Origin of the sequence: Nocardia sp. CC227C, assembly GCF_030767025.1 — a bacterium.
GTDB lineage: Bacteria > Actinomycetota > Actinomycetes > Mycobacteriales > Mycobacteriaceae > Nocardia.
This window is the reverse complement of sequence record NZ_JASITE010000031.1, coordinates 1-19932: the sequence shown is the minus strand read 5'-3', so window position 1 is coordinate 19932 and position 19932 is coordinate 1. Positions and strand designations below refer to the sequence as shown.

Below are 19932 nucleotides of genomic sequence, written 5' to 3'. Positions count from 1 at the left end.
GTGGTCGTGTCGGGGTATCGCGGATGACCGAATCGGGCGGCGCTGGGAGGATATGTGAATGGGGAAGGTTCTCATCATCGGCGACCTGCACGGCAATACCGATCACGCGCTGTCGCTTCTGCGCGAGGCGACGGCGCGGGGGTGCGATCGGGTCTTCTCGCTCGGCGACTTCGGGGCCTGGGAACACGTGCCTTCGGGGCGGCGGTACTTCGACGTGGTGAACAAGGCCGCCCGGCGAGCGGATCTCACCGTGTACTTCCTGGACGGCAATCACGACAAGTCCTCGCTGGTGCACGAGCTGTACGGCGAGAAGCTCGACGACGAGGGCTTTCTGCGGTGCCGCAGCAATCTGCGCTACGCGCCGCGTGGACACCGGTGGACGTGGTCGGACACTCGGTTCGCGGCCTTCGGCGGGGCCTACTCGGTGGACAAGCAGCGCCGCCTGCTGTGGGAGGCGCAGCGGGCGGCCTCCGGCGAGCGGCGGCGCGCCCGCGGTTCCCGCCGCGTCCGCGATACCGCCGGAACGCTGTGGTTTCCCGAGGAGCAGATGACCGACGCCGAACTCGACGCCCTGCTCGCCGCCGACCGCACACCGGTCGACGTGCTGCTCACCCACGACAAGCCCCGCGCCGCCGAACCGGATTTCGACCGCAAGAAACACCCGGACTGCCTGCCCAACCAGGACCGCATCCAGCGCGCGGTCGAAGCCCTGCGCCCCGCGGTCCTGTTCCACGGCCATTTCCACTACCGCTACACCGACCGGATCGCCATCGGTGACGACGAGTGGACCCGCGTCGAGGGCCTGGCGGCCGACCCGGACGCCTCCCCACGCCCGGACTACCACCGCGACGACTCCTGGTTCGTGCTGCCGCTGCCGCACGCGCGCGAGGAGCCTTCCCGCGCGGCGAGCTGACCGGCCCGCCGCACGGGAAGACTGCTCGCGGCGCGGGAAGGCTGCTCGCGCGGCGCGGTGGCGTCGCTCAGTTCTCCAGCGTGCCAGCCAGTTCCACGCCCGCGGCGCGCAGCTGCTCCAGCGCGGCGTCCGCGGTCCGCGGCGAGACCGCGGCGGTGAGACCGAGCAGCACGCGGGTGTCGAAACCCGCGGCGCGGGCGTCCAGGGCGGTGGCGCGGACACAGTGGTCGGTGGCGATCCCGCACACGTCCACGGTGTCGATGCCGTGGTCGCGCAGCCAGTCCGCGAGGGAGGTGCCGTCCTCGGCATTGCCCTCGAAACCCGAGTAGGCGGCGCTGTACGCGCCCTTGGAGAACACCTGCTGAACGCGGCTGGTGTCGAGATTGGCGTGGAAGTGCGCGCCCGGCGTGTCGGCGCGGCAGTGCGGCGGCCAGGTGTCGAGGTAGTCGGGGGTGTCGGAGAAATGCGCTCCGGGGTCGATGTGGAAGTCGCGGGTGGCCACGACGGCGGCGTAGTCGGAGACACCGAGGTACTCGGTGATCCGCTCCGCCACCGCCGCCCCACCCGCGACGGCCAGCGATCCGCCCTCGCAGAAATCGTTCTGCACATCGACGACGATCAGGGCTCGGCTCATGGGGGCGACCTCCCGGTTGAACTTCGGCGGTGCTGCCTGCGTATTGCATTCTGCCGCCCGGACCGGCAGGGGTCCATGCGGAGTACCCCCGGAGCAGGATTCGACGCGGTGCGCGGACGCGTGTCGGTGCTGACCGCCATCGTCGGGATCGTGACCGCGGTCGGGGCGTGGAGCGGAGGCGGCGACGCGGTCAGCGGACGAAGGTCGTCGGAATCGCCGGATCGCCGACCGACAGTTTCAGGCCCTCCCACGGCAGGCTGACCAGTGCGCGGGCCAGCCGGTCCCGGCTCTCGGGCAGGGTGGGCGGATCGGCGACCACCGCGCCGCCGCGCACCAGCGGCGTCTGCAGATCGCGCACCTCGAAACCGTTGGGGGCCGGGCGTTCTCCGGCCGCCGGGTAGACGATCTCCTCCACCATGGTTCCGGTGCGCCGGGACAGCCGCACCGCGCTCTTGGTGCCGCCCCGGGATTCCTTGTGCGAGCTGCGTTTCGCCACCGGCACGCCCTCGACCTCCACCAGTTTGTAGACCATGCCCGCGGTGGGCGCGCCGGAGCCGGTGACCAGCGAGGTGCCCACACCGTAGGCGTCGACGGGTTCGGCGCGCAGCGCCGCGATGGCGTACTCGTCCAGATCCCCCGACACCACGATCTTGGTGCGGGTCGCGCCGAGCGCGTCGAGCTGATCGCGCACCTGCCGCGCCAGCACCCCGAGATCACCGGAATCGATACGCACACCGCCCAACTCGGGCCCGGCCACCTCGATGGCGGTGGCCACGCCGCGGGTGATGTCGAAGGTGTCCACCAGCAGCGTGGTGCCGACCCCGAGCGCCGCCACCTGGCTGCGGAAGGCCGCCGCCTCGTGCGCGCCGTCGGCCCCGCTGTGCAGCAGCGTGAAGGCGTGCGCGCTGGTGCCCGCACTGGGCACGCCGAAGGCGCGGGCGGCCTCCAGATTCGAGGTGGCGTCGAATCCGGCCAGGTAGGCGGCGCGGGCGCTGGCGGGTGCGGCGAGTTCGTGGGTGCGCCGCGAGCCCATCTCGATCAGGGTGCGGCCCCCGGCGGCGCTCACCATGCGGGCGGCGGCCGCGGCGATGGCGCTGTCGTGGTTGTAGATCGACAGGATGAGCGTTTCCAGCACGACGCATTCGGCGAAGCTGCCGCGCACGGTGAGGATGGGGGAGCCGGGGAAGAACAGCTCGCCCTCCGGATAGCCGTCGATATCGCCGCCGAAGCGGTAGTCGCGCAGCCAGGCGAGCGTGGCCGGGTCCAGGAACCGCTCGACCACCGCGAGTTCCGCCTCGCCGAAGCGGAAGTCGCGCAGCGCGTCAAGCAGCCGCCCGGTGCCCGCGACCACGCCGTAGCGCCGCCCGTGTGGCAAGCGCCGGGCGAATACCTCGAAGGTGCAGCGCCGATGCGCGGAACCGTCGGCCAGTGCCGCCGCCAGCATGGTCAGCTCGTACTGGTCGGTCAGCAGCGCGGTGCTCGATATCTGGTCAGCGATCACCCGGCCCATTTTGCTGCACATGCCGTGCCCGCACTTGTACCCTGTATTGGTTCGCGGCTTCCAGCGCCGCGAACCCGCCGTAGCGAAGCGGAGGCAATCGAGCACAGCCGCGTCGACTGTTGTTTCCCGGGTGTCAAGTCGTACCCTGGGTGTTATGGGTCTGTGCATAGAAGACGCTGTCCGGATCGCCGCCGGTCCGGTCGGCGCGAACCTGACATCGTCGGCGGCGCAGGCGACCCCCGAGGCGGTCGAGTACACCGAGATCCTGGAGGCCGAGGACCGGCCGTGGGTGACCGTGGTCTGGGACGATCCGGTCAATCTCATGCACTACGTCACTTACATCTTCCAGAAGCTGTTCGGTTACAGCAAAGGCAAGGCAACCGAGCTGATGCTGAAGGTGCACAACGAGGGCAAGGCCGTGGTGTCCTCCGGGTCGCGGGACAAGATGGAACACGACGTACAGCGCCTGCACGCGGCCGGACTGTGGGCGACCATGCAGCGTGACGACTGATCCGGACGACTACGGTAGGCCCGTGCGGAAGTGGAGCAGGAAGAACTCCCTGAGCGGGCCGAAACTACGCTCGGAAATGGACGCCCACGAGGCGGAGGTATTGCGTTCCCTCGTCGGCGCGGTCACCGGACTGCTGACCGACCGGTCGCGGGAGGCCCCCGAGGATGATCTCGCGGCCCTCACCGGGTTACAGATGGGCAATGCCGCCCCGCCGGACGATCCCCGGCTGCGCCGCCTGCTGCCCGACTTCCACCGCCCCGAACCCGGCTCCCCCGACGCCGACCGCGCCGATCTCAACAGCGCCCTGCGCAGCCTGCACGAACCCGACATCATCGAGGCCAAGGTCGCGGCCGGGCAGGTGGTCCTCGATACCGTTCCGGCGGAGGGCGGGAAGATCAACATCTCGCCGGAGCAGGCCGATGCCTGGCTGACCTCCCTCAACGATGTCCGGCTGGCGCTCGGCACCGCCCTGGGCATCGACGCCGACACGCCCGACATGCTGGACCCGGACGATCCGCGTGCGCCGCACCTGGACGTCTACCACTGGCTGACCTGGATGCAGGACTCGCTGCTGCAGGCGCTGGCGCCCTGAACGCGGACGCCATTACCGTCGAGTCCGTGAACACGGCTGCTGGACCGCGCGATTCGCTCACCGATGTGACCGGCCTGCTGGTGGGCCACCACCACGTGCTCGACGCCGCCGCCACCCTCGGCTCCGGCGCCGCGACCGGCTGCACCGTGGTGCGCGCGCCGGGCGGGGCGATCGCGGCCGTGGACGTGCGCGGCGGCGGGCCGGGCACGCGGGAAACCGATCTGCTCGATCCGTCCAATACCGTGCGCCAGGCCAACGCGATCCTGCTCACCGGCGGCAGCGCCTACGGTCTGGCCGCCGCCGACGGTGTGATGCGCTGGCACGAGGAACACGGCGAGGGCATTCCGATGGATCCCGCCGACCCGAGCCGCGTGGTGCCCATCGTGCCGAGTGCGGTGATCTTCGATCTTCCGGTGGGGGCGTGGGATATCCGGCCCACCGCCGACTTCGGCTTTCTGGCCTGCGCGGCGGCCGCCGTGGATTTCGCACGCGGCTCGGTGGGGGCGGGCGTCGGCGCGCGCGCCGGATCGATCAAGGGCGGAATCGGCACCGCCAGTGTGCGTTTCACCGACGGACCGGCGGCCGGGGTCACCGTTGGCGCACTCGTGGTCGCCAACCCGGTGGGTTCGGTCTTCGACCCGCGCACCGGATTGCCCTGGGGCACCGGCACGGACGGCCCCGAATTCTTCGGTCTGCGGCCCGCCACCGCCGAACAGCTCGCCGCGGCCAACGCGCTGCCGGTCAAGGGCACTGTGCTCAATACCACCCTCGGTGTCGTCGCCACCGACGCCGCCCTCGATCCGGCCGCCTGCCGCCGCCTCGCCACCACCGGTCACGACGGCCTGGCCCGCGCCATCCGCCCGGTGCACTCCCCGCTGGACGGCGACACCCTCTTCGCCCTCGCCACCGGTACCGTGCGGGCCGCCGACCAGGGCGTTCGCCTGCCGCCCGCCTTCGGGGCGGAACTGCTGATCCTGGATCAGCTCTGCACTGCCGCGGCCGTCTGCGTCGAACGGGCGGTGGTCGACGCCATCCGCAGCGCCACCGCCGTCGCGGGTGTTCCGGCCTACGCCGACCTGTTCCCGGGCTGACCCGCTCGCGCCGCCCGGTTCCGGCTCGTCGGGAATAGCCGCATATTCTCGACTGTTGAGGGCCGGTGAGCGGAAGGATGCGACAGTGCTGGTGATCAAGGCCGACCTCGTCGACAAGATGGTGGCGCACGCGCGCGACGATCACCCCGATGAGGCGTGCGGTGTCATCGCCGGGCCGGAGGGCTCGGACCGTCCCGAGCGGTTCGTCGCCATGGTCAACGCCGAACGCTCGCCCACCTTCTACCGGTTCGACTCCGCCGAGCAGCTGAAGGTGTGGCGCGAGATGGACGACCGCGACGAGGAACCCGTGGTCATCTACCACTCGCACACCGCCACCGAGGCGTACCCGAGCCGCACCGACATCTCGTACGCCTCCGAGCCCAACGCCCATTACGTGCTGGTCTCCACCCGCGACCCCGAACAGCACGAACTGCGCAGCTACCGCATCATCGACGGCCGGGTGACCGAGGAACCGGTCCGGGTCGTCGCCGACTACGCGGTGGACGCCTGAGACCTCCCCGCGCGACCACGCCAGCAGGAAACGAGCAAGGAGCACCCATGCCGGTCACCGTGTCCATCCCCACCATCATGCGACCCCTCACCAAGGGGGAGAAGCGGGTGCAGGCGCAGGGCGCGACCCTCGCCGCGGTCATCGACGATCTGGACTCGAACTACCCGGGACTCAAGGATCGGCTGCTCTCCGATGGCAAGCTGAACCGCTTCGTCAACATCTACGTCGACGACGAGGACGTGCGCTTCGAGGGCGGGCTCGCGGCCGAGGTCGCCGACGGCGGCACCGTCACCATCCTCCCGGCCGTCGCGGGCGGCGCGTAATACCGTGGCACGCTACGAGTCGCTGATCGAGACGCTCGGCAACACTCCGCTGGTCGGGCTGCGGAAGCTGTCCCCGCGCTGGGACGGCGACGAGCACGTGCGGCTGTGGGCCAAGCTCGAGGACCGCAATCCGACCGGGTCCATCAAGGACCGCCCGGCGCTGCGGATGATCGAGCAGGCCGAGGCCGAGGGCACGCTCACCCCGGGCTGCACGATTCTCGAGCCCACCAGCGGCAATACCGGCATCTCACTCGCCATGGCGGCCAAGCTCAAGGGCTACCGGCTGGTGTGCGTCATGCCGGAGAACACCTCGGTGGAGCGGCGGCAGCTGCTCACCATGTTCGGCGCGGAGATCATCGACTCCCCGGCGGCGGGCGGCTCCAACCAGGCGGTGGCGCGGGCCAAGCAGATCGCCGCCGAGAACCCGGACTGGGTGATGCTCTACCAGTACGGCAATCCGGCCAACGCGCTCGCGCACTACGAGACCACCGGCCCGGAGATCCTGGCCGATCTGCCGGAGATCACGCACTTCGTGGCGGGTCTCGGCACCACCGGAACCCTGATGGGCACCGGCCGCTTCCTGCGCGAGAAGCTGCCCGAGATCGATATCGTCGCCGCCGAACCGCGCTACGGCGAACTGGTCTACGGGCTGCGCAATCTCGACGAGGGATTCGTGCCCGAACTCTACGACGAGTCCGTGCTGACCTCCCGTTTCTCGGTCGGCCCCTACGACGCCGTGCGCCGCACCCGGGAACTGGTGCTGGAGGAGGGCATCTTCGCGGGCATCTCCACCGGCGCGATCCTGCACGCCGCCCTCGGGGTCGGCCGGAAGGCGCTGCGCGCGGGCAAGCGCGCCGATATCGCCTTCGTGGTGGCCGACGCCGGCTGGAAGTACCTGTCCACCGGCGCGTACGACGGCACCCTCGAAGAGGCGGAGGAGCGGCTCGACGGTCAGCTCTGGGCCTAGCACGCCCGGTACGCTCGAAGGTACGAGCGTTCTAGGAGGTCGGCGTGAGTGGTCGGGCGCGAAGGAGGCAGCGCGGCGTCACCACGCAGCGCCCCGCTCACGTCGGAAAGGACACGGCATGAGCGGCATGGGTGCGTCGTTCGATCCGGACCGGATCGGGCGGCTGCGTGGACAGCTGACCGATCGCGAGACCGGCACGCGCGGATCCGGTGCGTTGAAACTGTTGTGGCAGCGCGCCATTGCGATAATTCTTGCGTTTACCGCGTTGCTCTACGGGGTAGAGGGCGTGGATTCGGTGACGGGGCACAATCTCGATTACGAGGGTGTGCGCCCGCGCACCGACGACGGCCTGGCCGGCATTCTGTTCGCACCCGTGCTGCACGCCAATTGGGAACACCTATTCGGCAATACGGTGCCGGTGCTGGTACTCGGCCTGCTCACGCTGCTCAGCGGAATCGGGCGCGGGTTGGCGGCGACGGCCATCATCTGGGTGATCGGCGGATTCGGCACCTGGCTCACCGGGGATGTGAATTCGGTGCACATCGGCGCTTCGGTGCTGGTTTTCGGCTGGCTCACCTATCTGATTTCCCGCGGCTTCTTCGCCCGCAACGCCACTCAGATCACGATCGGCGTGGTGGTGGGGTTGCTGTACGGGTCCATCCTGCTGGGCGTGCTGCCGGGACAGGACGGAATCTCTTGGCAAGGGCATCTTTTCGGGGCGATGGGTGGCCTGGTTGCCGGATGGGTACTCTCTGGTGATGCACGTCGTCATCGTCGCGGGGCTAACGCCGGCCGTCTCGCGTCGTCGGGGTGACAGCGGATCCGGTCGGCGATATGGGGGATCCCTCCTTGAACGAGACAGCAGCGTGGCAGCATGGGGGAATGCGCCTCACAGTCGTCGGGTGTTCGGGCAGCGTGTCCGGCCCGGATTCACCGGCGTCGGGATATCTGCTCACCGGCCCGGATATGACGCCCACCGTCATCGATTTCGGACCGGGCGTGCTGGGCGCGCTGCAGAAGTATCTGGATCCGGGTGAGGTCGATATCTTCCTCACGCATCTGCACGCCGACCATTGTCTGGATCTGCCCGGGCTGCTGGTGTGGCGTCGGTATCACCCCAATCCGCCGTCCGGCCGAGCGGTCGTGTACGGGCCGTCCGACACCTCATTGCGGATCGGCAATGCCTCCGCCGAAATCGGCGGCGAATGCGACGACTGGTCCGATGTCATCGATATGCGGCAGTGGGCGGTCGGCGCGCCCATTCCCTTCGGTCCCGGCCACAGTGTCCAGGCCCGCCGCATGTTCCACCCGCCGGAGTCCTACGGCCTGCGCATCACCACCGCCGCCGGGCGCACCCTCGTCTACACCGGCGACACCGCTCTCTGCGACGAGGTGTACGAGCTGGCCCGCGGGGCGGACATCCTGCTCTCCGAAGCCTCCTGGACCCACGACCCCGCCAATCGCCCACCCGGCATTCACCTTTCGGGCACCGAGGCGGGCATGATCGCCGCCGAGGCCGGCGTCGGCGAACTGCTCCTCACCCACATTCCCCCGTGGACCTCCCGTGAAGACGTGATCGCCGAGGCCAAGGCCGTTTTCGCCGGCCCCGTCCACGCCGTGTCCCCCGGCGAGACCTTCGACATCTGACCCGTTGGGTCACCGATTCCGCCGCGCATTACGCTGAGTGCGTGTCGAAACGAGCCGATGGCAGGGCGGACGACGAGCTCCGCGACGTACGCATCACCCGGGGGTTCACCACGCATCCGGCGGGATCGGTGCTGGTGGAGTTCGGTCAGACGCGGGTGATGTGCACCGCGAGCGTGACCGACGGCGTGCCCCCGTGGCGGCGCGACTCCGGCCTCGGGTGGCTCACCGCCGAATACGCGATGCTGCCCGCCGCCACCCACACCCGCAGCGGCCGGGAGTCGGTGAAGGGCAAGGTCGGCGGCCGCACCCAGGAGATCTCCCGCCTCATCGGCCGCTCGCTGCGCGCCTGCATCGACCTGTCCACCATCGGTGAGAACACCATCGCCATCGACTGCGATGTGCTGCAGGCCGACGGCGGCACCCGCACCGCCGCCATCACCGGCGCGTACGTGGCGCTCTCGGATGCCGTCACCTATCTGGCGGCGGCCGGTCAGCTCACCGATCCGCAGCCCATCTCCTGTGCCATCGCGGCGGTCAGCGTCGGCGTGGTGGACGGCCGGGTGCGGCTGGACCTGCCGTACGAGGAGGATTCGCGCGCCGAGGTCGATATGAACGTGGTGGCCACCGATACCGGCACCCTGGTCGAGATCCAGGGCACCGGCGAGGGCGCGACCTTCCCGCGCTCCACCCTCGACAAACTGCTCGATGCCGCGCTGGCGGGTTGTGAGCAGATCTTCGCCATCCAGAAGGAGGCGCTCGCGCTGCCGTATCCGGGTGTGCTGCCGGAGCCGGGGGAGAAGAAGAAGTGAGCCGCCGCGTGCTGGTGGCCAGCCGCAATGCCAAGAAACTCGCGGAGTTGCGCCGCATTCTCGACGAGGCGGGCATCGCGGGCCTCGAGATCGTCGGCCTGAACGACGTGCCGCCCTACGACGAGGCTCCCGAGACCGGCGCGACCTTCGAGTGCAACGCCCTCGCGAAGGCCCGCGACGGTTTCGCCGCCACCGGATTGCCCTGTGTCGCGGACGATTCCGGTATCGCGGTGGACGCGCTGAACGGTATGCCGGGTGTGCTGTCGGCCCGCTGGTCCGGTGCGCACGGCGATGACGAGGCCAACAACCGGCTGCTGTTGGCCCAGCTCGGCGACGTCCCCGACGAGCGGCGCGGCGCGCGCTTCGTGTCCGCCTGCGCCCTGGTCGCCGACGGCGTGGAAGAGGTGGTGCGCGGCGAGTGGCCCGGCGTCATCAACCGAAAGCCGCTGGGCGCCGGCGGCTTCGGCTACGACCCGCTGTTCGTCCCGGACGGCGGTACGGTCAGCGCGGCCGAACTCACCCCCGCCGAGAAGGACGCCGCCTCGCACCGCGGCCGTGCGCTGCGGCAGCTCCTTCCCGCCCTGGCGGCCCTGGCCCAGCCCTGAGCCCGTTGATAGCCGCGCCCCGCCGGGATTCCCGGCCGGGCGCGCTGGTCTGCGGCGGCTCAGAGGCCGAACTCAGAGGCCGAAGGTGGTCTTCACCTCTTGCGTGCGCTTGTGCTCGAAGACGAAGGAGAGGAAGGGGACGGTGCCCGCGAGCGCGGTGGCGAAGGTGGTCATGGGCTGCCAGCGGGCCTTGATACCGAGGTCGATGGTGAAGACCAGGTAGAGCATGTAGAAGATGCCGTGGATCTGGCCGATGTAGAACAGCCAGTCGGGGGCGGTGCCGGAGTCCTCGAGCAGCACGTACTTGTAGATCATCTCGCCGGTGAGGACCAGCAGCCAGAGACCGGTGATCCAGGCCAGAACCCGGTAGCGCAGCAGCGCGCCGCGGATCTTCTCGGGGGCCGCTGCTCCGGCGGGACGGGACGCCAGGGTGGGGGTGTCGGCGGAGTTGTCGCGGGTGCTCACCCGGCGCTCCTCTCGGTGTCGGGGCGGATGCCCGCGCCGCGGAATTGCTCCTCGATGTCGCGGGCGTGCAGATCGGCCAGGTACTGGTTGTATTCGGCGAGGACGGGGTCCTCGTCGCGGGCGGCGGTGGGCCGTTCCGGCAGCAGGCCCGCCGGAATCTCGCGCGGTCCGGACTTCCCGGCGCGCCACGACGCGAGTACACCCCGGACACCGCCGCGCTCGTCGGTGGGCTCGTTCGGTGCTGTCGGCTCGGCCCGGTCGGCGGCATCGGCCTCGGCTTCGGCGTCGCGTTCCAACCGCACGAAGCGGAAGTACGCCCACAGCGCGAACCCGGCGAACAGCGGCCATTGCAGGGCGTAGCCGAGATTCTGCGCGGTGCCGTTGCCGGATTCGAACCGCGTCCACTGCCAGTAGCCGAGCCCCAGACAGGCCGCGGCCGTCACGACCACCAGGATGATGAGCGCCGGGCGGCGGTGGGGAGCGGACACGCCCTCCACGGTACCTGCCTACTACGCACCCCGTAGTAGGCAGGTGGCGCGGCGAACACCGCGTTCGGGGATCAGAACTTGTAGGTGACGCCGGTGCGGCGCTCGGACTCCTCCCACAGGCGCTTCCAGAGCTCCCGGTTCTGCGACAGGCGGCTGGAGGAGGAGGGCTCGACCGGCCCCTGGCTGCCGAACAGGCGGGTCGGACCCCAGTAGACGGTGGGGTCGGCGTCGGGCATGGTGGCCGCGAAGAGGGAGGAGTGCGCGGCGTGGGCGGGCGAGTGGCCGATCATCCGGACGAAGGGTTTGGAGATCTTGTCCAAGGGGGTCTCGGTGCGGGCGAACAGATCGGTGGCCGAGACACCGGGGTGCACGCCGTAGGAGCGCTTGGCGGAGCCGGATTCGCTCAGGCGGCGTTGCAGTTCGCGGGCGAACATGAGGTTCGCCAGCTTGGACTGCGCGTAGGCGAGGTTGCGCTGGTAGCGGCGGTGCTCGTAGTCGAGGTCGTCGATCCACAGCTTGGGGGTCTGCCGGTGCGCGACGGAGGCCAGTGTGACCACCCGGTCGCCGATCCGGTCCAGCAGCAGCCCGGTGAGCGCGAAGTGTCCGAGATGGTTGACGCCCCACTGGGTTTCGAAGCCGTCCTTGGTGCGTGAGAACGGGATGTTCATCAGGCCCGCGTTATTGATGAGCACGTCGAAATCGCCACTGCTGTCGGCGAATCGGCGCACCGAACTCAGGTCGGCGAGGTCCAGTTCGGCCACCCGCACATCGCCGGGTATGCGGTCGGCGATCTCCTGCGCCTTGGCGGTATTGCGGCAGGCCATGATGACTGTGGCACCCTTGCTCGCGAGGACCGTGGTGGTCTGCTCGCCGATGCCGCCGTTGGCTCCGGTGATCACGACAGTGCGTCCGGACTGGTCCGGGATCTCGCTGGGCTTCCACGCCATGGGGCAGACCTCACTGGTTCCGGTTCGGTGCGGGGCCGCGGGCGACGGCCCCGCACTCGACCTTACTCCAGAGTAAGTTCCATGGGTAGACGATACCCGCCAACTTCGGCGCGGCGGCCCGTAGCCATGACGCGGTCACAAGTGGATCGCCGAGTGCGCCGTGCGCGTGGACCGACCCCGCCGCGCGGTTGCCGTGTCGTTGCTGTGGATCGGTCGAGCCGCCTCGGATACTGGGCCGATGACCGGTGTCAGGGTGGCCGCGCCCCCGTCCGTGAGCCGAGCCGGTGTGAACGTCGTCTTCGCGACGGTGGTGCTCGGCATGCTGATGGCGGCGCTGGACCAGACCATCGTGTCCACCGCCCTGCCCACCATCGTCGCAGACCTGGGCGGTGCCGGGCATATGGCCTGGGTGGTGACCGCCTACCTGGTCACCGAGGCCATCGCGACCGCGCTCGCGGGCAAGTTCGGCGACCTGTTCGGCCGCAAGCTGGTGTTCCAGGTGAGCGGCGCGATCTTCATCCTCGGCTCGATAATCGCCGGCATGGCGCAGGACATGACCCTGCTCATCGTGGCGCGCGGCATCCAGGGCGTCGGCGCGGGCGGGCTCATGGTCACGTCCATGGCCCTCATCGCCGATGTGATCCCGCTGCGCGAACGCGGCAAGTACCAGGGCGCGCTGGGTGCGGTGTTCGGCATCACCACGGTGCTCGGCCCGACCCTGGGCGGCCTGTTCACCGATCATCTGAGCTGGCGGTGGTGCTTCTATGTGAACGTGCCGCTGGCGGTGATCATGATCCTGATGGCCGCGCGCTTCATTCCGAAGCTGCGCGCCGATGTGCGGCCGATCGTCGACTACTTCGGTATCACCCTGGTCGCCATCGGCGTCACCTGCCTGATCCTCGGATTGGAATGGGGCGGACAGGAATACCCGTGGAGCTCGCCCACCGTCATCGGCCTCTTCCTCGGCGCGGCGGTGGCGCTGGCGGCCTTCGTGGTGGTGGAGCTGCGGGCCGAGGAGCCGATGCTGCCCATGCACCTGTTCCGCGGCAATGTCTTCACCGTCTGCTCGGTGCTGAGCTTCATCGTCGGTTTCGCCATGCTCGGCGCGATGACCTTCCTGCCCGCCTTCCTCCAGTACGTCATGGGGGTGTCGGCCACCGCATCCGGATTGCGCACCCTCCCACTGGTGGTCGGCCTCTTCGCCACCTCGATCTGCTCCGGCGTGGTGGTCGGGCGCACCGGCAAGTACAAGATCTTCCCCATCCTCGGCACCGCCGTCATGGCCGTCGGCCTGTTCCTCATGTCGACCATGGACGAGAACACCGGGTTCTGGGAGCAGTCGGCGTACATGATGATCCTGGGACTCGGCATCGGCCTGACCATGCAGGTGCTCACCATCGTCGTGCAGAACACCGTGCCGTACGCCGATCTGGGCACCGCCACCTCCGGCGTGACCTTCTTCCGGACCATCGGCAGCGCATTCGGCACCACGGTGTTCGGCACCCTCTACACCAACCAGCTCACCCCGAACCTGGCGACGGCGCTGGACGAGACGGAGGTCGTTTCGCCGCAGGTCGCTTCGAATCCGGAAGCGCTGTGGCGGCTGCCGTTCACCGAGATCGCGCCGATCGTGCACGCCTACGCCGAAGCCATCGGCCACGTCTTCCGGTGGGTGGTGCCGGTGGCGGTGCTCGGCTTTCTGGTCGCCTGGTTCCTCAAACAGGTGCCGCTGCGCGACAGCGTGCGCGCGGAGGCATCGGATGTGGGCGGCGGCTTCTCGGTGCCGGATTCCCCGGATCGCCTGGTGCAGTTGGAGAACGCCGTCGCGCGGGTGATTCGCGGGCTGCGCGAGGACGCCGTGCCCGCGCCGGAGATCGCGGCCGCGGCGGGCAGTTCGCTCACCCGCGACGAGGCGTGGGCGCTGGGGCAGGTGCGCCTGTACGAGCGGCTGCGCGGGGTGGCGACACTCACGGATATCGCTCGCACGCACTGGATCCCGCCGGAACTCATCGCCCCCGTGTACGAGCGGGCGCGGCGGCACGGCCTGGTCGGGCTGGACGGTGACCGGGTGACTCTCACCGACGCCGGTCGCGCCGAGGCCGATCGGCTCAAGGCGGCGTGGCGCGGGTGGCTCGACACCCAGTTGGTGGACTGGGATCTCAGCGACGCCGAGGACCGGGCCCTGTTGGATCGGGCGTTGGACAATATCGCCGCCACATTGCTGGACGAAGCCGATCGGCCGGACGTCCTGCCGGTCAAGGGTTGACGCATCGCGGCCGTGCCCCGCCTGGAAAGGCACGGCCGCAACGCTTTCGGGGGTCGCGCCCCGGATCGTCAGGCGGTCGCCGCGACGGGACGCACCGGTGCGTCCCAGTCGATCCGGAAGCGCTGTTCCGGACCGATGGTCTTCTCCGGATCCATCATCTTCACCATGAGCGGCAGCAACAGGTACATGGCCCGGCGGGCGATCGGCCCCGCCGCCTTGGTCCGGTTCATCCGCGCCACCCGGGCCGCCACGCCCTCCACCCGGGGGCGGCGCATGGCCTCGTAGGTGGCGAAAGCCGTTGTCGGATCGTCGATGTCGCGCAGGCAGCGGGCCAGTTCGAGCGCGCTCTCGATGGCCAGCGACGCACCCTGCCCGGAGGTGTTGCTCGGCGCGTGTACGGCGTCTCCGGTGAGCACCATCCGGCCGCGGTGCCAGCGCGGCACCGGCGGCATGACGTGCAGCGCGCCGACGACCGTCAGCTCCCCGGCCCGGGTGCCGGCCGCCAGCTCCGCGCCCGGGGTGTCCTCGGCGTAGGTCTCCCGCAGAATGCGCAGCCACTCCGCGGTGGGCACCCGGCGGGCCTCGGCGAGTGACAGGTACCGGTCGTAGGGCAGGTTCGCGCCCCAGCCCACGCGTCCGTCCGGCAGCGCCCAGTACAGGTAGTACGCCTTGGTGCCGAAGGCGAAAACCATGCTCTCGGGCGGGATCTCGACCGAGCACTCGGCGATGCCGCCGAAGCCGAGCATATTCAGGAAAGTCGGCCCGGGCGCGGCCGGGTCGACGATGCCGCGGACGGTGGAGCGAATGCCGTCCGCCCCGATGAGCACATCGGCGGTCGCGGTGTCGCCGTCGGCGAAGACGGCGGTCACGCCGTCGGCGTGCTCCTCGACCCGGACCAGCCGCTTGTCGTAGTCGATCGGGACGCCGGCCGCCACCGCGTGGTCGTGCAGCACCCGATGCAGGTCGGCGCGGTCGATCTGGCGCAGCGGTTCGACATCGGCGAGCGACGGCGCGGTCACCCGCCTGCCGCCGACGCTCATCACCTGCTGCCGCATGGGCAGGGCGCGGGCGCGTACGGCGTCGCCCGCCCCGATGATGTCGAGTGCGGCCACCCCGTTCGGGGCCAGGCCCAGGGTGGAGCCGATGCCGTCGGCCGGACCCGGATACGCCTCGTAGACGTGGGCGTCGATACCGGCCTTGCGCAGGGCGGTCCCGGCTACCGGTCCGGCGATGCCGCCGCCGATGACGAGGGCGGTGCGAATGGTGGACATGTTTGTTCTCCTCGGGTGTGCATACCCGAACCACCGCGCGCGAGGGGAACGTGGTTATCCTTCGGTTGCCAGCACTCGGATCCGAGTTCGCCTGCACGGAGTCGGTTCGAGACGGTGGTTACCCGGGCCCCGGCGCAGGTGTTGCCGCACCTCGTCGGGGACCGGTCCGCAGGCGGGGCGGTGCCCCGCGGGTCGGTCAATCCGTGTCGGGGGTGTTCGGTGCTCCCTTCTGCATGCGGGCCTGCACTTCGGCCATGATGTCGGCGGGCGGTGTGTTCGCGCTGTGCCAGCGCCGCCAGAGCTCCACGTCGGGGAAGCTGCCGTCGGCGAAGGAGTCGCGCAGGGCGCGCACCCAGGCCGCCTCCGCCTCCAGCATGGCCAGCTCGAAATCGTTCTCGACCAGGAACAGTCGCGGCAGTGCCGCGTCGACGGCGGCCAATCGCGCACGGCCGGAGGTGATCTCGGCCTCCAGCTCGGCGAGGCGCCGGCCCAGCAGTTCGATCACCTCGTCCGGGGCCAGCCCCGACATGACGGAGAGCCCCGCCACGAAGCGGCGCGGTTCGGGCTGCGGTTCGGCGATGAGCTCGCGGGTCCAGTCGGCGAGTTCGGCGCGCCCGGCGTCGGTGATGCGGTAGATGACGCGTTCGGGGCGGGCACCGTCGCGCTCGCTGCCCACGACCTCGAGGAAGCCGTGCTTCTCCAGATTCCCGACGACGGTGTACAGCGATCCCCATTTGATCGCCATATCCCGGTCCTTGCCGCGGGCCTCGAGCGTGGCGGCGATCTCGTACCGGTGCATGGGGCGTTCGATCAGCACCGACAGCACGCCGAGGGCGAGCAGATTGCCGACCTTGCGTGTGCGGGCCATCCGGGCCACCTCCTTACTCGCATACGAATATACGTCCGCAATTATTCGTCCGCAATCACTCGCTGGCGATCGCTGGTCGGCAACCACTGATCGATTCCGCTTTCCCGGCTGCGCGCGCCCCCGCTCCGGTAGCCTGCGAAGGCATGGTTGACGTGCAGCGATCCGGATCCACCCTCCGCATCACCATGAACCGCCCGGCCAGGCGCAACGCGCTGTCCCACCAGCATCTGGAGGAGCTGCTGGCGGCCTTCCGGGAGGCGGGCGAGTCGGATGCCACCGGTATCGTGCTGGCCGCCGAGGGCCCGGTGTTCTCGGCCGGACACGATTTCGCGGATGTGGCGACGCGCGATCTCGCGGGCGTGCGGGACCTGCTCGATCTGTGCACCGAACTCATGCGCACCGTGCAGAGCGTCCCCCAGGTGGTGATCGCCCGGGTGCATGCGCTGGCCACCGCGGCGGGCTGCCAACTGGTGGCCTCCTGCGACCTCGCCATCGCCGCCGACACCGCCGCCTTCGCACTGCCCGGCGGCAAGGGCGGCTGGTTCTGCCATACCCCGGCGGTACCGGTCGCCCGCTCGGTCGGCCGCAAGCGGCTGATGGAACTGGTCCTCACCGGCGACCCCGTCGACGCCGCCACCGCCGCCGAGTGGGGTCTGATCAACCGCGCGGTGCCGCTCGAGCAGCTGGACGCCGCCGTGGACGAGCTGCTGGCCCGCGCGACCCGGGGCAGCCGGGCCAGCAAGGCGCTGGGCAAGCGCACGGTCTACGCGCAGCTGGACCGCCCCGAGTCCGATGCCTACGACATCGCCCGCGAGGTCATGGCGGAGGCGTCGCAGACCGCGGCCGCCAAGGAGGGCATGGCGGCGTTCCTGGAGAAGCGCGCGCCGATCTGGCCGGAGTGATCACCTGCTTCACCTGTCCCCTAGGGTCGGTGACATGCGCATCTTCCTGGCGGGCGCGACCGGCGTCCTCGGCAGTCGACTGGTGCCGTTGCTCATCGCGGCGGGATACCAGGTAGCGGGTATGACGCGGTCGGCGGACAAGGCGGCCGAGTTGACTGCGGCGGGCGCGCGATCGGTGGTCTGCGATGTCTACGATGCCGCGGCGCTGACCGATGCCGTGGCCGCATACGCTCCGGACCTGGTCATGCATCAGCTCACCGACCTGCCCGACGATCCCGCGCGGATCGCCGAAGGGCGCGGCGCGAACGCGCGGATTCGCATCGAGGGCACCCGTAACCTGCTGGCGGCCGCCGCTGCGGCCGGATCTCCGCGCGTCATCGCCCAGAGTGTGGCGTGGGAGCTGGGCGGGGAGGGGCAGCGGGCGGCCGAGTTCCTGGAGGAATCGGTGTTGGCGGTTGACGGCGTCGTGCTGCGGTACGGACAGTTCTACGGCCCCGGAACCTACTACCCCGACGGAATGCCGGACGATCCACGCATCCACGTCGCCGAGGCCGCCGCCCGCACCCTGCTCGCGCTCGATCTGACGCCGGGCGTCTACCGCCTGGTGGACGGCTCCGCCCGCGATATCGAACCTGTCGAGTAGATCTCGGCACCCGGATCGCGGCACCGTCGCCGAAGATCCCACGCGACTGGGGCCCGTACCAGGGCCGGATTCGTCGGCCGGGTTTCGGCTACCCCGCGAGTTCGGCTGCGGCGCGCGCGAATTCGCGGACCGCGGCGTTCTCGCCGGTGGTGCGCCACAGCAGCGCCCAGCGCACCGGCGGTGCGTCGCGAACGGGGACGAACGCCACGTCGGGCCGGGCGTTGTAGCGCCGCGCGTGCGCCCCGATCGGGAAGACGCCCTGACCGGCGGCCACCAGGGTGAGCAGTTCGCTGTAGGTCGCGGCGGTGGGTCCGGCCGGAATCGGACGGCCTTCGGGAGTGGCCGGGGGAGTGCGGATGTCGCGAATGGCCGCGGGGATCTCGGGCGGCAGCCGCAACATGGTGACCCGGGCCAGATCGGCGCGGGTGATCGCGGTGCGCCGGGCGAAGGGGTGGGCGGTCGGCACCGCCAGCAGGCACGCCTCGGTGACCAGGTCGGGTCCGGCGGTGATGCCCTCCGCCGGGAACGGCACCATATCCAGCGCCATATCGATCTCACCCTCGTGCAGCCACGGGATCACCTGTGCCGGTTGGGCTTCGCGCAGCCGCACCGCCACACCGGGGAGGCGCTCGCGGAACAGTTCGGCGGCGCGCACCAGCAGCTGTCCGGTCGCCGCGTCCACGAAGGCGACCTCCAGGGTGCCGGCGCGGCCGCGGCCGGTGTCCATGGTGCGGCGCACGGCGGCGGTGACGCGATCCCAGGCCGGGCGCAGCTCGGCGTACAGCTCCCGCCCGGCCGGCGTGGTCCGCACCCGGCGACTGCTGCGCTCGAACAGCGGAACCCCCAGTCGCCGTTCCATTCTCGCGATGGTCTGGCTCACCCGCGCGGTGGAGACGCGCAGCCGTTCGGCGGTGCGGCCGAAGTGCAACTCCTCGGCGAGTGCGAGGAAGGCCTCGAGTTCGTGCCGCTCCAGCATGCGGGCCGGTCCTCTCGATCGTTAACCAAGGCTTGATGGTCGTTGCGTAGGTGGTCATTGTTCCCGACCCCGAAGCGCGCGAGGTTGTAGGTGTTCGACAATCCGATCCACCAGGAGAAATCATGTACGTCACCGAGAATCGCGCACTCGCCTCCGACACCGCCGAGGACGTCGTTCGTGAACTCGCCGACCGGGCCGAGATCCTGGATGCGCTGTACAGATTCGGACTCGGTCAGGATCTCCAGGACAAGGAGCTGTTCGCCTCCGCCTTCGCCGCGGACGCCGAACTCGACTTCCAGCCGGCCGCCTCGGCGTGGGGCGGCGTCACCCCGCTCATGTCCGGCCGCGACGCCATCGTCACCACCATCCTCGACGGTTTCGTCGGCCGCGTGGACACTACCCATCAGGTCACCAATCCGCGCATCGTGGTCGACGGCGACATCGCCCGCCTCACCGCCCTGGTGGAGGCGCAGCATCTGCTGACCGTCGAGCGCGACACCTTCGCCCTGCTGAAGAACCTGTACGACGTCGAGTTGGTGCGGGATGCCGGTCGCTGGCTGCTGCGGCGCATCCGAATCGACAACGTCTGGTACCAGGGTGATCCGAGCGCGATCTTCGGTGCGTGAGCCTCGAGTGCCATTGCGCTAATTTTCAGCAAGCAACTGCAATAGATACTCAGCTGGAATATTAGCGTTGGGATCGGTTGTCACTGCCGGGCAGCAAATCTGTGTACCGTCTGGCGTAGGAGCTTTTCGGATCGCTGGAGTAGATGCTCGGAACCGAGGGAGTCTCAGCAATGGCAGGCGGCACGCGGGGGCGCGGCACCGGGGAGACCGACGGCATGCTCGGCATGTCCGCCAATGGCGAGGTGCCGCCGCGTGCCGTGGCGCTCATGGTCGCGGCGGCGCTGGTGCTCACCTTCGCCGTACTCGGTGGCAATCCGCTGACCTGGTTCGAGGGCAGCCACGGCCGGAGCGAGGAGAGCCCCGTGTCCCCGGCGTC

24 protein-coding genes are annotated in these 19932 nt (G+C 69.9%); 16 read left to right on the top strand and 8 right to left on the bottom strand.

What is annotated here, in order from left to right:
* The first annotated feature begins 58 nt into the window (after positions 1-58).
* Positions 59-913 (top strand): metallophosphoesterase, encoded by an 855-nt coding sequence (locus tag QMO76_RS34680; protein ID WP_306365610.1) that lies wholly within the window; start codon positions 59-61, stop codon positions 911-913.
* 67 nt (positions 914-980) lie between these two features.
* On the opposite strand, the gene QMO76_RS34675 is transcribed toward QMO76_RS34680, so the two are convergent.
* A complete protein-coding gene (locus QMO76_RS34675) occupies positions 981-1547 on the bottom strand; it encodes an isochorismatase family protein (RefSeq protein WP_306365609.1) in 567 nt (188 codons plus the stop codon).
* Positions 1548-1737: 190 nt separating this feature from the next.
* Positions 1738-3057 carry a nicotinate phosphoribosyltransferase gene (locus QMO76_RS34670; RefSeq protein WP_372342138.1) on the bottom strand — a complete coding sequence of 440 codons (1320 nt, stop codon included), beginning with the start codon at positions 3055-3057 and terminating at the stop codon, positions 1738-1740.
* A gap of 145 nt (positions 3058-3202) precedes the next feature.
* On the opposite strand from QMO76_RS34670, the gene clpS reads away from it, so the two are divergent.
* The 10 genes from clpS to QMO76_RS34620 all read left to right on the top strand — a co-directional run bounded on the left by clpS (position 3203) and on the right by QMO76_RS34620 (position 10104).
* Positions 3203-3559, top strand: a complete 357-nt coding sequence (gene clpS / locus QMO76_RS34665; protein WP_306365607.1) for an ATP-dependent Clp protease adapter ClpS — start codon at positions 3203-3205, stop codon at positions 3557-3559.
* 22 nt (positions 3560-3581) lie between these two features.
* Positions 3582-4151 (top strand): DUF2017 domain-containing protein, encoded by a 570-nt coding sequence (locus QMO76_RS34660; RefSeq protein ID WP_306365606.1) that lies wholly within the window; start codon positions 3582-3584, stop codon positions 4149-4151.
* 26 nt (positions 4152-4177) lie between these two features.
* Positions 4178-5242, top strand: coding sequence for a P1 family peptidase (locus QMO76_RS34655; RefSeq protein WP_306365605.1), 1065 nt, complete (start codon positions 4178-4180; stop codon positions 5240-5242).
* A gap of 85 nt (positions 5243-5327) precedes the next feature.
* Positions 5328-5753, top strand: coding sequence for a M67 family metallopeptidase (locus tag QMO76_RS34650; RefSeq protein WP_306365604.1), 426 nt, complete (start codon positions 5328-5330; stop codon positions 5751-5753).
* 47 nt (positions 5754-5800) lie between these two features.
* Positions 5801-6076, top strand: coding sequence for a MoaD/ThiS family protein (locus QMO76_RS34645; protein WP_306365603.1), 276 nt, complete (start codon positions 5801-5803; stop codon positions 6074-6076).
* A gap of 4 nt (positions 6077-6080) precedes the next feature.
* A complete protein-coding gene (locus QMO76_RS34640) occupies positions 6081-7043 on the top strand; it encodes a PLP-dependent cysteine synthase family protein (RefSeq protein WP_306365602.1) in 963 nt (320 codons plus the stop codon).
* Positions 7044-7161: 118 nt separating this feature from the next.
* Positions 7162-7857, top strand: a complete 696-nt coding sequence (locus tag QMO76_RS34635) for a rhomboid family intramembrane serine protease (RefSeq protein WP_306365601.1) — start codon at positions 7162-7164, stop codon at positions 7855-7857.
* A gap of 68 nt (positions 7858-7925) precedes the next feature.
* Positions 7926-8690 (top strand): cyclic nucleotide-degrading phosphodiesterase, encoded by a 765-nt coding sequence (locus QMO76_RS34630; protein ID WP_306365600.1) that lies wholly within the window; start codon positions 7926-7928, stop codon positions 8688-8690.
* 41 nt (positions 8691-8731) lie between these two features.
* On the top strand, positions 8732-9499 hold the full coding sequence (rph, locus tag QMO76_RS34625) for a ribonuclease PH (protein ID WP_282785438.1): 768 nt from the start codon (positions 8732-8734) through the stop codon (positions 9497-9499).
* Positions 9496-10104, top strand: a complete 609-nt coding sequence (locus QMO76_RS34620; protein WP_306365599.1) for a non-canonical purine NTP pyrophosphatase — start codon at positions 9496-9498, stop codon at positions 10102-10104. The genes rph and QMO76_RS34620 overlap by 4 nt, the downstream gene beginning before the upstream one ends.
* Positions 10105-10176: 72 nt before the next feature.
* On the opposite strand, the gene QMO76_RS34615 is transcribed toward QMO76_RS34620, so the two are convergent.
* From QMO76_RS34615 to QMO76_RS34605, 3 genes are all read right to left on the bottom strand, one after another.
* On the bottom strand, positions 10177-10533 hold the full coding sequence (locus QMO76_RS34615) for a DUF3817 domain-containing protein (protein WP_306365627.1): 357 nt from the start codon (positions 10531-10533) through the stop codon (positions 10177-10179).
* A 32-nt stretch (positions 10534-10565) separates the two neighbouring features.
* A complete protein-coding gene (locus QMO76_RS34610; protein WP_306365598.1) occupies positions 10566-11057 on the bottom strand; it encodes a transcriptional regulator in 492 nt (163 codons plus the stop codon).
* A gap of 71 nt (positions 11058-11128) precedes the next feature.
* Positions 11129-12004: an oxidoreductase gene (locus QMO76_RS34605; RefSeq protein WP_306365597.1), complete on the bottom strand. Its 876-nt coding sequence runs from the start codon at positions 12002-12004 to the stop codon at positions 11129-11131.
* A gap of 238 nt (positions 12005-12242) precedes the next feature.
* On the opposite strand from QMO76_RS34605, the gene QMO76_RS34600 reads away from it, so the two are divergent.
* Complete coding sequence (locus QMO76_RS34600; RefSeq protein WP_306365596.1) at positions 12243-14270, top strand: MDR family MFS transporter; 2028 nt, start codon at positions 12243-12245, stop codon at positions 14268-14270.
* A 68-nt stretch (positions 14271-14338) separates the two neighbouring features.
* Here QMO76_RS34600 and QMO76_RS34595 read toward each other — a convergent pair whose 3' ends face one another.
* Together QMO76_RS34595 and QMO76_RS34590 are read right to left on the bottom strand one after the other, a co-directional pair.
* The gene (locus QMO76_RS34595; protein WP_306365595.1) at positions 14339-15541 is read right to left on the bottom strand and encodes an FAD-dependent monooxygenase; all 1203 of its coding nucleotides are present in this window, start codon (positions 15539-15541) and stop codon (positions 14339-14341) included.
* 196 nt (positions 15542-15737) lie between these two features.
* The gene (locus QMO76_RS34590; RefSeq protein WP_306365594.1) at positions 15738-16409 is read right to left on the bottom strand and encodes a PadR family transcriptional regulator; all 672 of its coding nucleotides are present in this window, start codon (positions 16407-16409) and stop codon (positions 15738-15740) included.
* Positions 16410-16552: 143 nt separating this feature from the next.
* On the opposite strand from QMO76_RS34590, the gene QMO76_RS34585 reads away from it, so the two are divergent.
* Both QMO76_RS34585 and QMO76_RS34580 read left to right on the top strand, forming a co-directional pair.
* Positions 16553-17311 (top strand): enoyl-CoA hydratase-related protein, encoded by a 759-nt coding sequence (locus QMO76_RS34585; RefSeq protein WP_306365593.1) that lies wholly within the window; start codon positions 16553-16555, stop codon positions 17309-17311.
* Between the two features lie 34 nt (positions 17312-17345).
* Complete coding sequence (locus QMO76_RS34580; RefSeq protein WP_306365592.1) at positions 17346-17954, top strand: NAD(P)-dependent oxidoreductase; 609 nt, start codon at positions 17346-17348, stop codon at positions 17952-17954.
* Positions 17955-18042: 88 nt separating this feature from the next.
* Here QMO76_RS34580 and QMO76_RS34575 read toward each other — a convergent pair whose 3' ends face one another.
* Entirely contained in the window at positions 18043-18930 is an 888-nt protein-coding gene (locus QMO76_RS34575; protein WP_306365591.1) for a LysR family transcriptional regulator, read from the bottom strand.
* A 122-nt stretch (positions 18931-19052) separates the two neighbouring features.
* On the opposite strand from QMO76_RS34575, the gene QMO76_RS34570 reads away from it, so the two are divergent.
* Both QMO76_RS34570 and QMO76_RS34565 read left to right on the top strand, forming a co-directional pair.
* Positions 19053-19556 carry a nuclear transport factor 2 family protein gene (locus QMO76_RS34570; RefSeq protein ID WP_306365590.1) on the top strand — a complete coding sequence of 168 codons (504 nt, stop codon included), beginning with the start codon at positions 19053-19055 and terminating at the stop codon, positions 19554-19556.
* 170 nt (positions 19557-19726) lie between these two features.
* Positions 19727-19932 (top strand): hypothetical protein (locus QMO76_RS34565; protein ID WP_306365589.1); only part of this gene is annotated, 206 nt, incomplete at its 3' end.

What these genes read in the sequence shown, in the direction of transcription:
- QMO76_RS34680 (WP_306365610.1), top strand. Translation starts at nt 59, where the DNA reads ATGGGGAAGGTTCTCATCATCGGCGACCTGCACGGCAATACCGATCAC.
- QMO76_RS34605 (WP_306365597.1), bottom strand. Translation starts at nt 12,004, where the DNA reads ATGGCGTGGAAGCCCAGCGAGATCCCGGACCAGTCCGGACGCACTGTC.
- QMO76_RS34570 (WP_306365590.1), top strand. Translation starts at nt 19,053, where the DNA reads ATGTACGTCACCGAGAATCGCGCACTCGCCTCCGACACCGCCGAGGAC.
- QMO76_RS34590 (WP_306365594.1), bottom strand. Translation starts at nt 16,409, where the DNA reads ATGGCCCGCACACGCAAGGTCGGCAATCTGCTCGCCCTCGGCGTGCTG.
- clpS (WP_306365607.1), top strand. Translation starts at nt 3,203, where the DNA reads ATGGGTCTGTGCATAGAAGACGCTGTCCGGATCGCCGCCGGTCCGGTC.
- QMO76_RS34630 (WP_306365600.1), top strand. Translation starts at nt 7,926, where the DNA reads ATGCGCCTCACAGTCGTCGGGTGTTCGGGCAGCGTGTCCGGCCCGGAT.
- QMO76_RS34600 (WP_306365596.1), top strand. Translation starts at nt 12,243, where the DNA reads ATGACCGGTGTCAGGGTGGCCGCGCCCCCGTCCGTGAGCCGAGCCGGT.
- QMO76_RS34670 (WP_372342138.1), bottom strand. Translation starts at nt 3,057, where the DNA reads ATGGGCCGGGTGATCGCTGACCAGATATCGAGCACCGCGCTGCTGACC.
- QMO76_RS34585 (WP_306365593.1), top strand. Translation starts at nt 16,553, where the DNA reads ATGGTTGACGTGCAGCGATCCGGATCCACCCTCCGCATCACCATGAAC.
- QMO76_RS34580 (WP_306365592.1), top strand. Translation starts at nt 17,346, where the DNA reads ATGCGCATCTTCCTGGCGGGCGCGACCGGCGTCCTCGGCAGTCGACTG.
- QMO76_RS34575 (WP_306365591.1), bottom strand. Translation starts at nt 18,930, where the DNA reads ATGCTGGAGCGGCACGAACTCGAGGCCTTCCTCGCACTCGCCGAGGAG.
- QMO76_RS34635 (WP_306365601.1), top strand. Translation starts at nt 7,162, where the DNA reads ATGAGCGGCATGGGTGCGTCGTTCGATCCGGACCGGATCGGGCGGCTG.
- QMO76_RS34645 (WP_306365603.1), top strand. Translation starts at nt 5,801, where the DNA reads ATGCCGGTCACCGTGTCCATCCCCACCATCATGCGACCCCTCACCAAG.
- QMO76_RS34675 (WP_306365609.1), bottom strand. Translation starts at nt 1,547, where the DNA reads ATGAGCCGAGCCCTGATCGTCGTCGATGTGCAGAACGATTTCTGCGAG.
- QMO76_RS34595 (WP_306365595.1), bottom strand. Translation starts at nt 15,541, where the DNA reads ATGTCCACCATTCGCACCGCCCTCGTCATCGGCGGCGGCATCGCCGGA.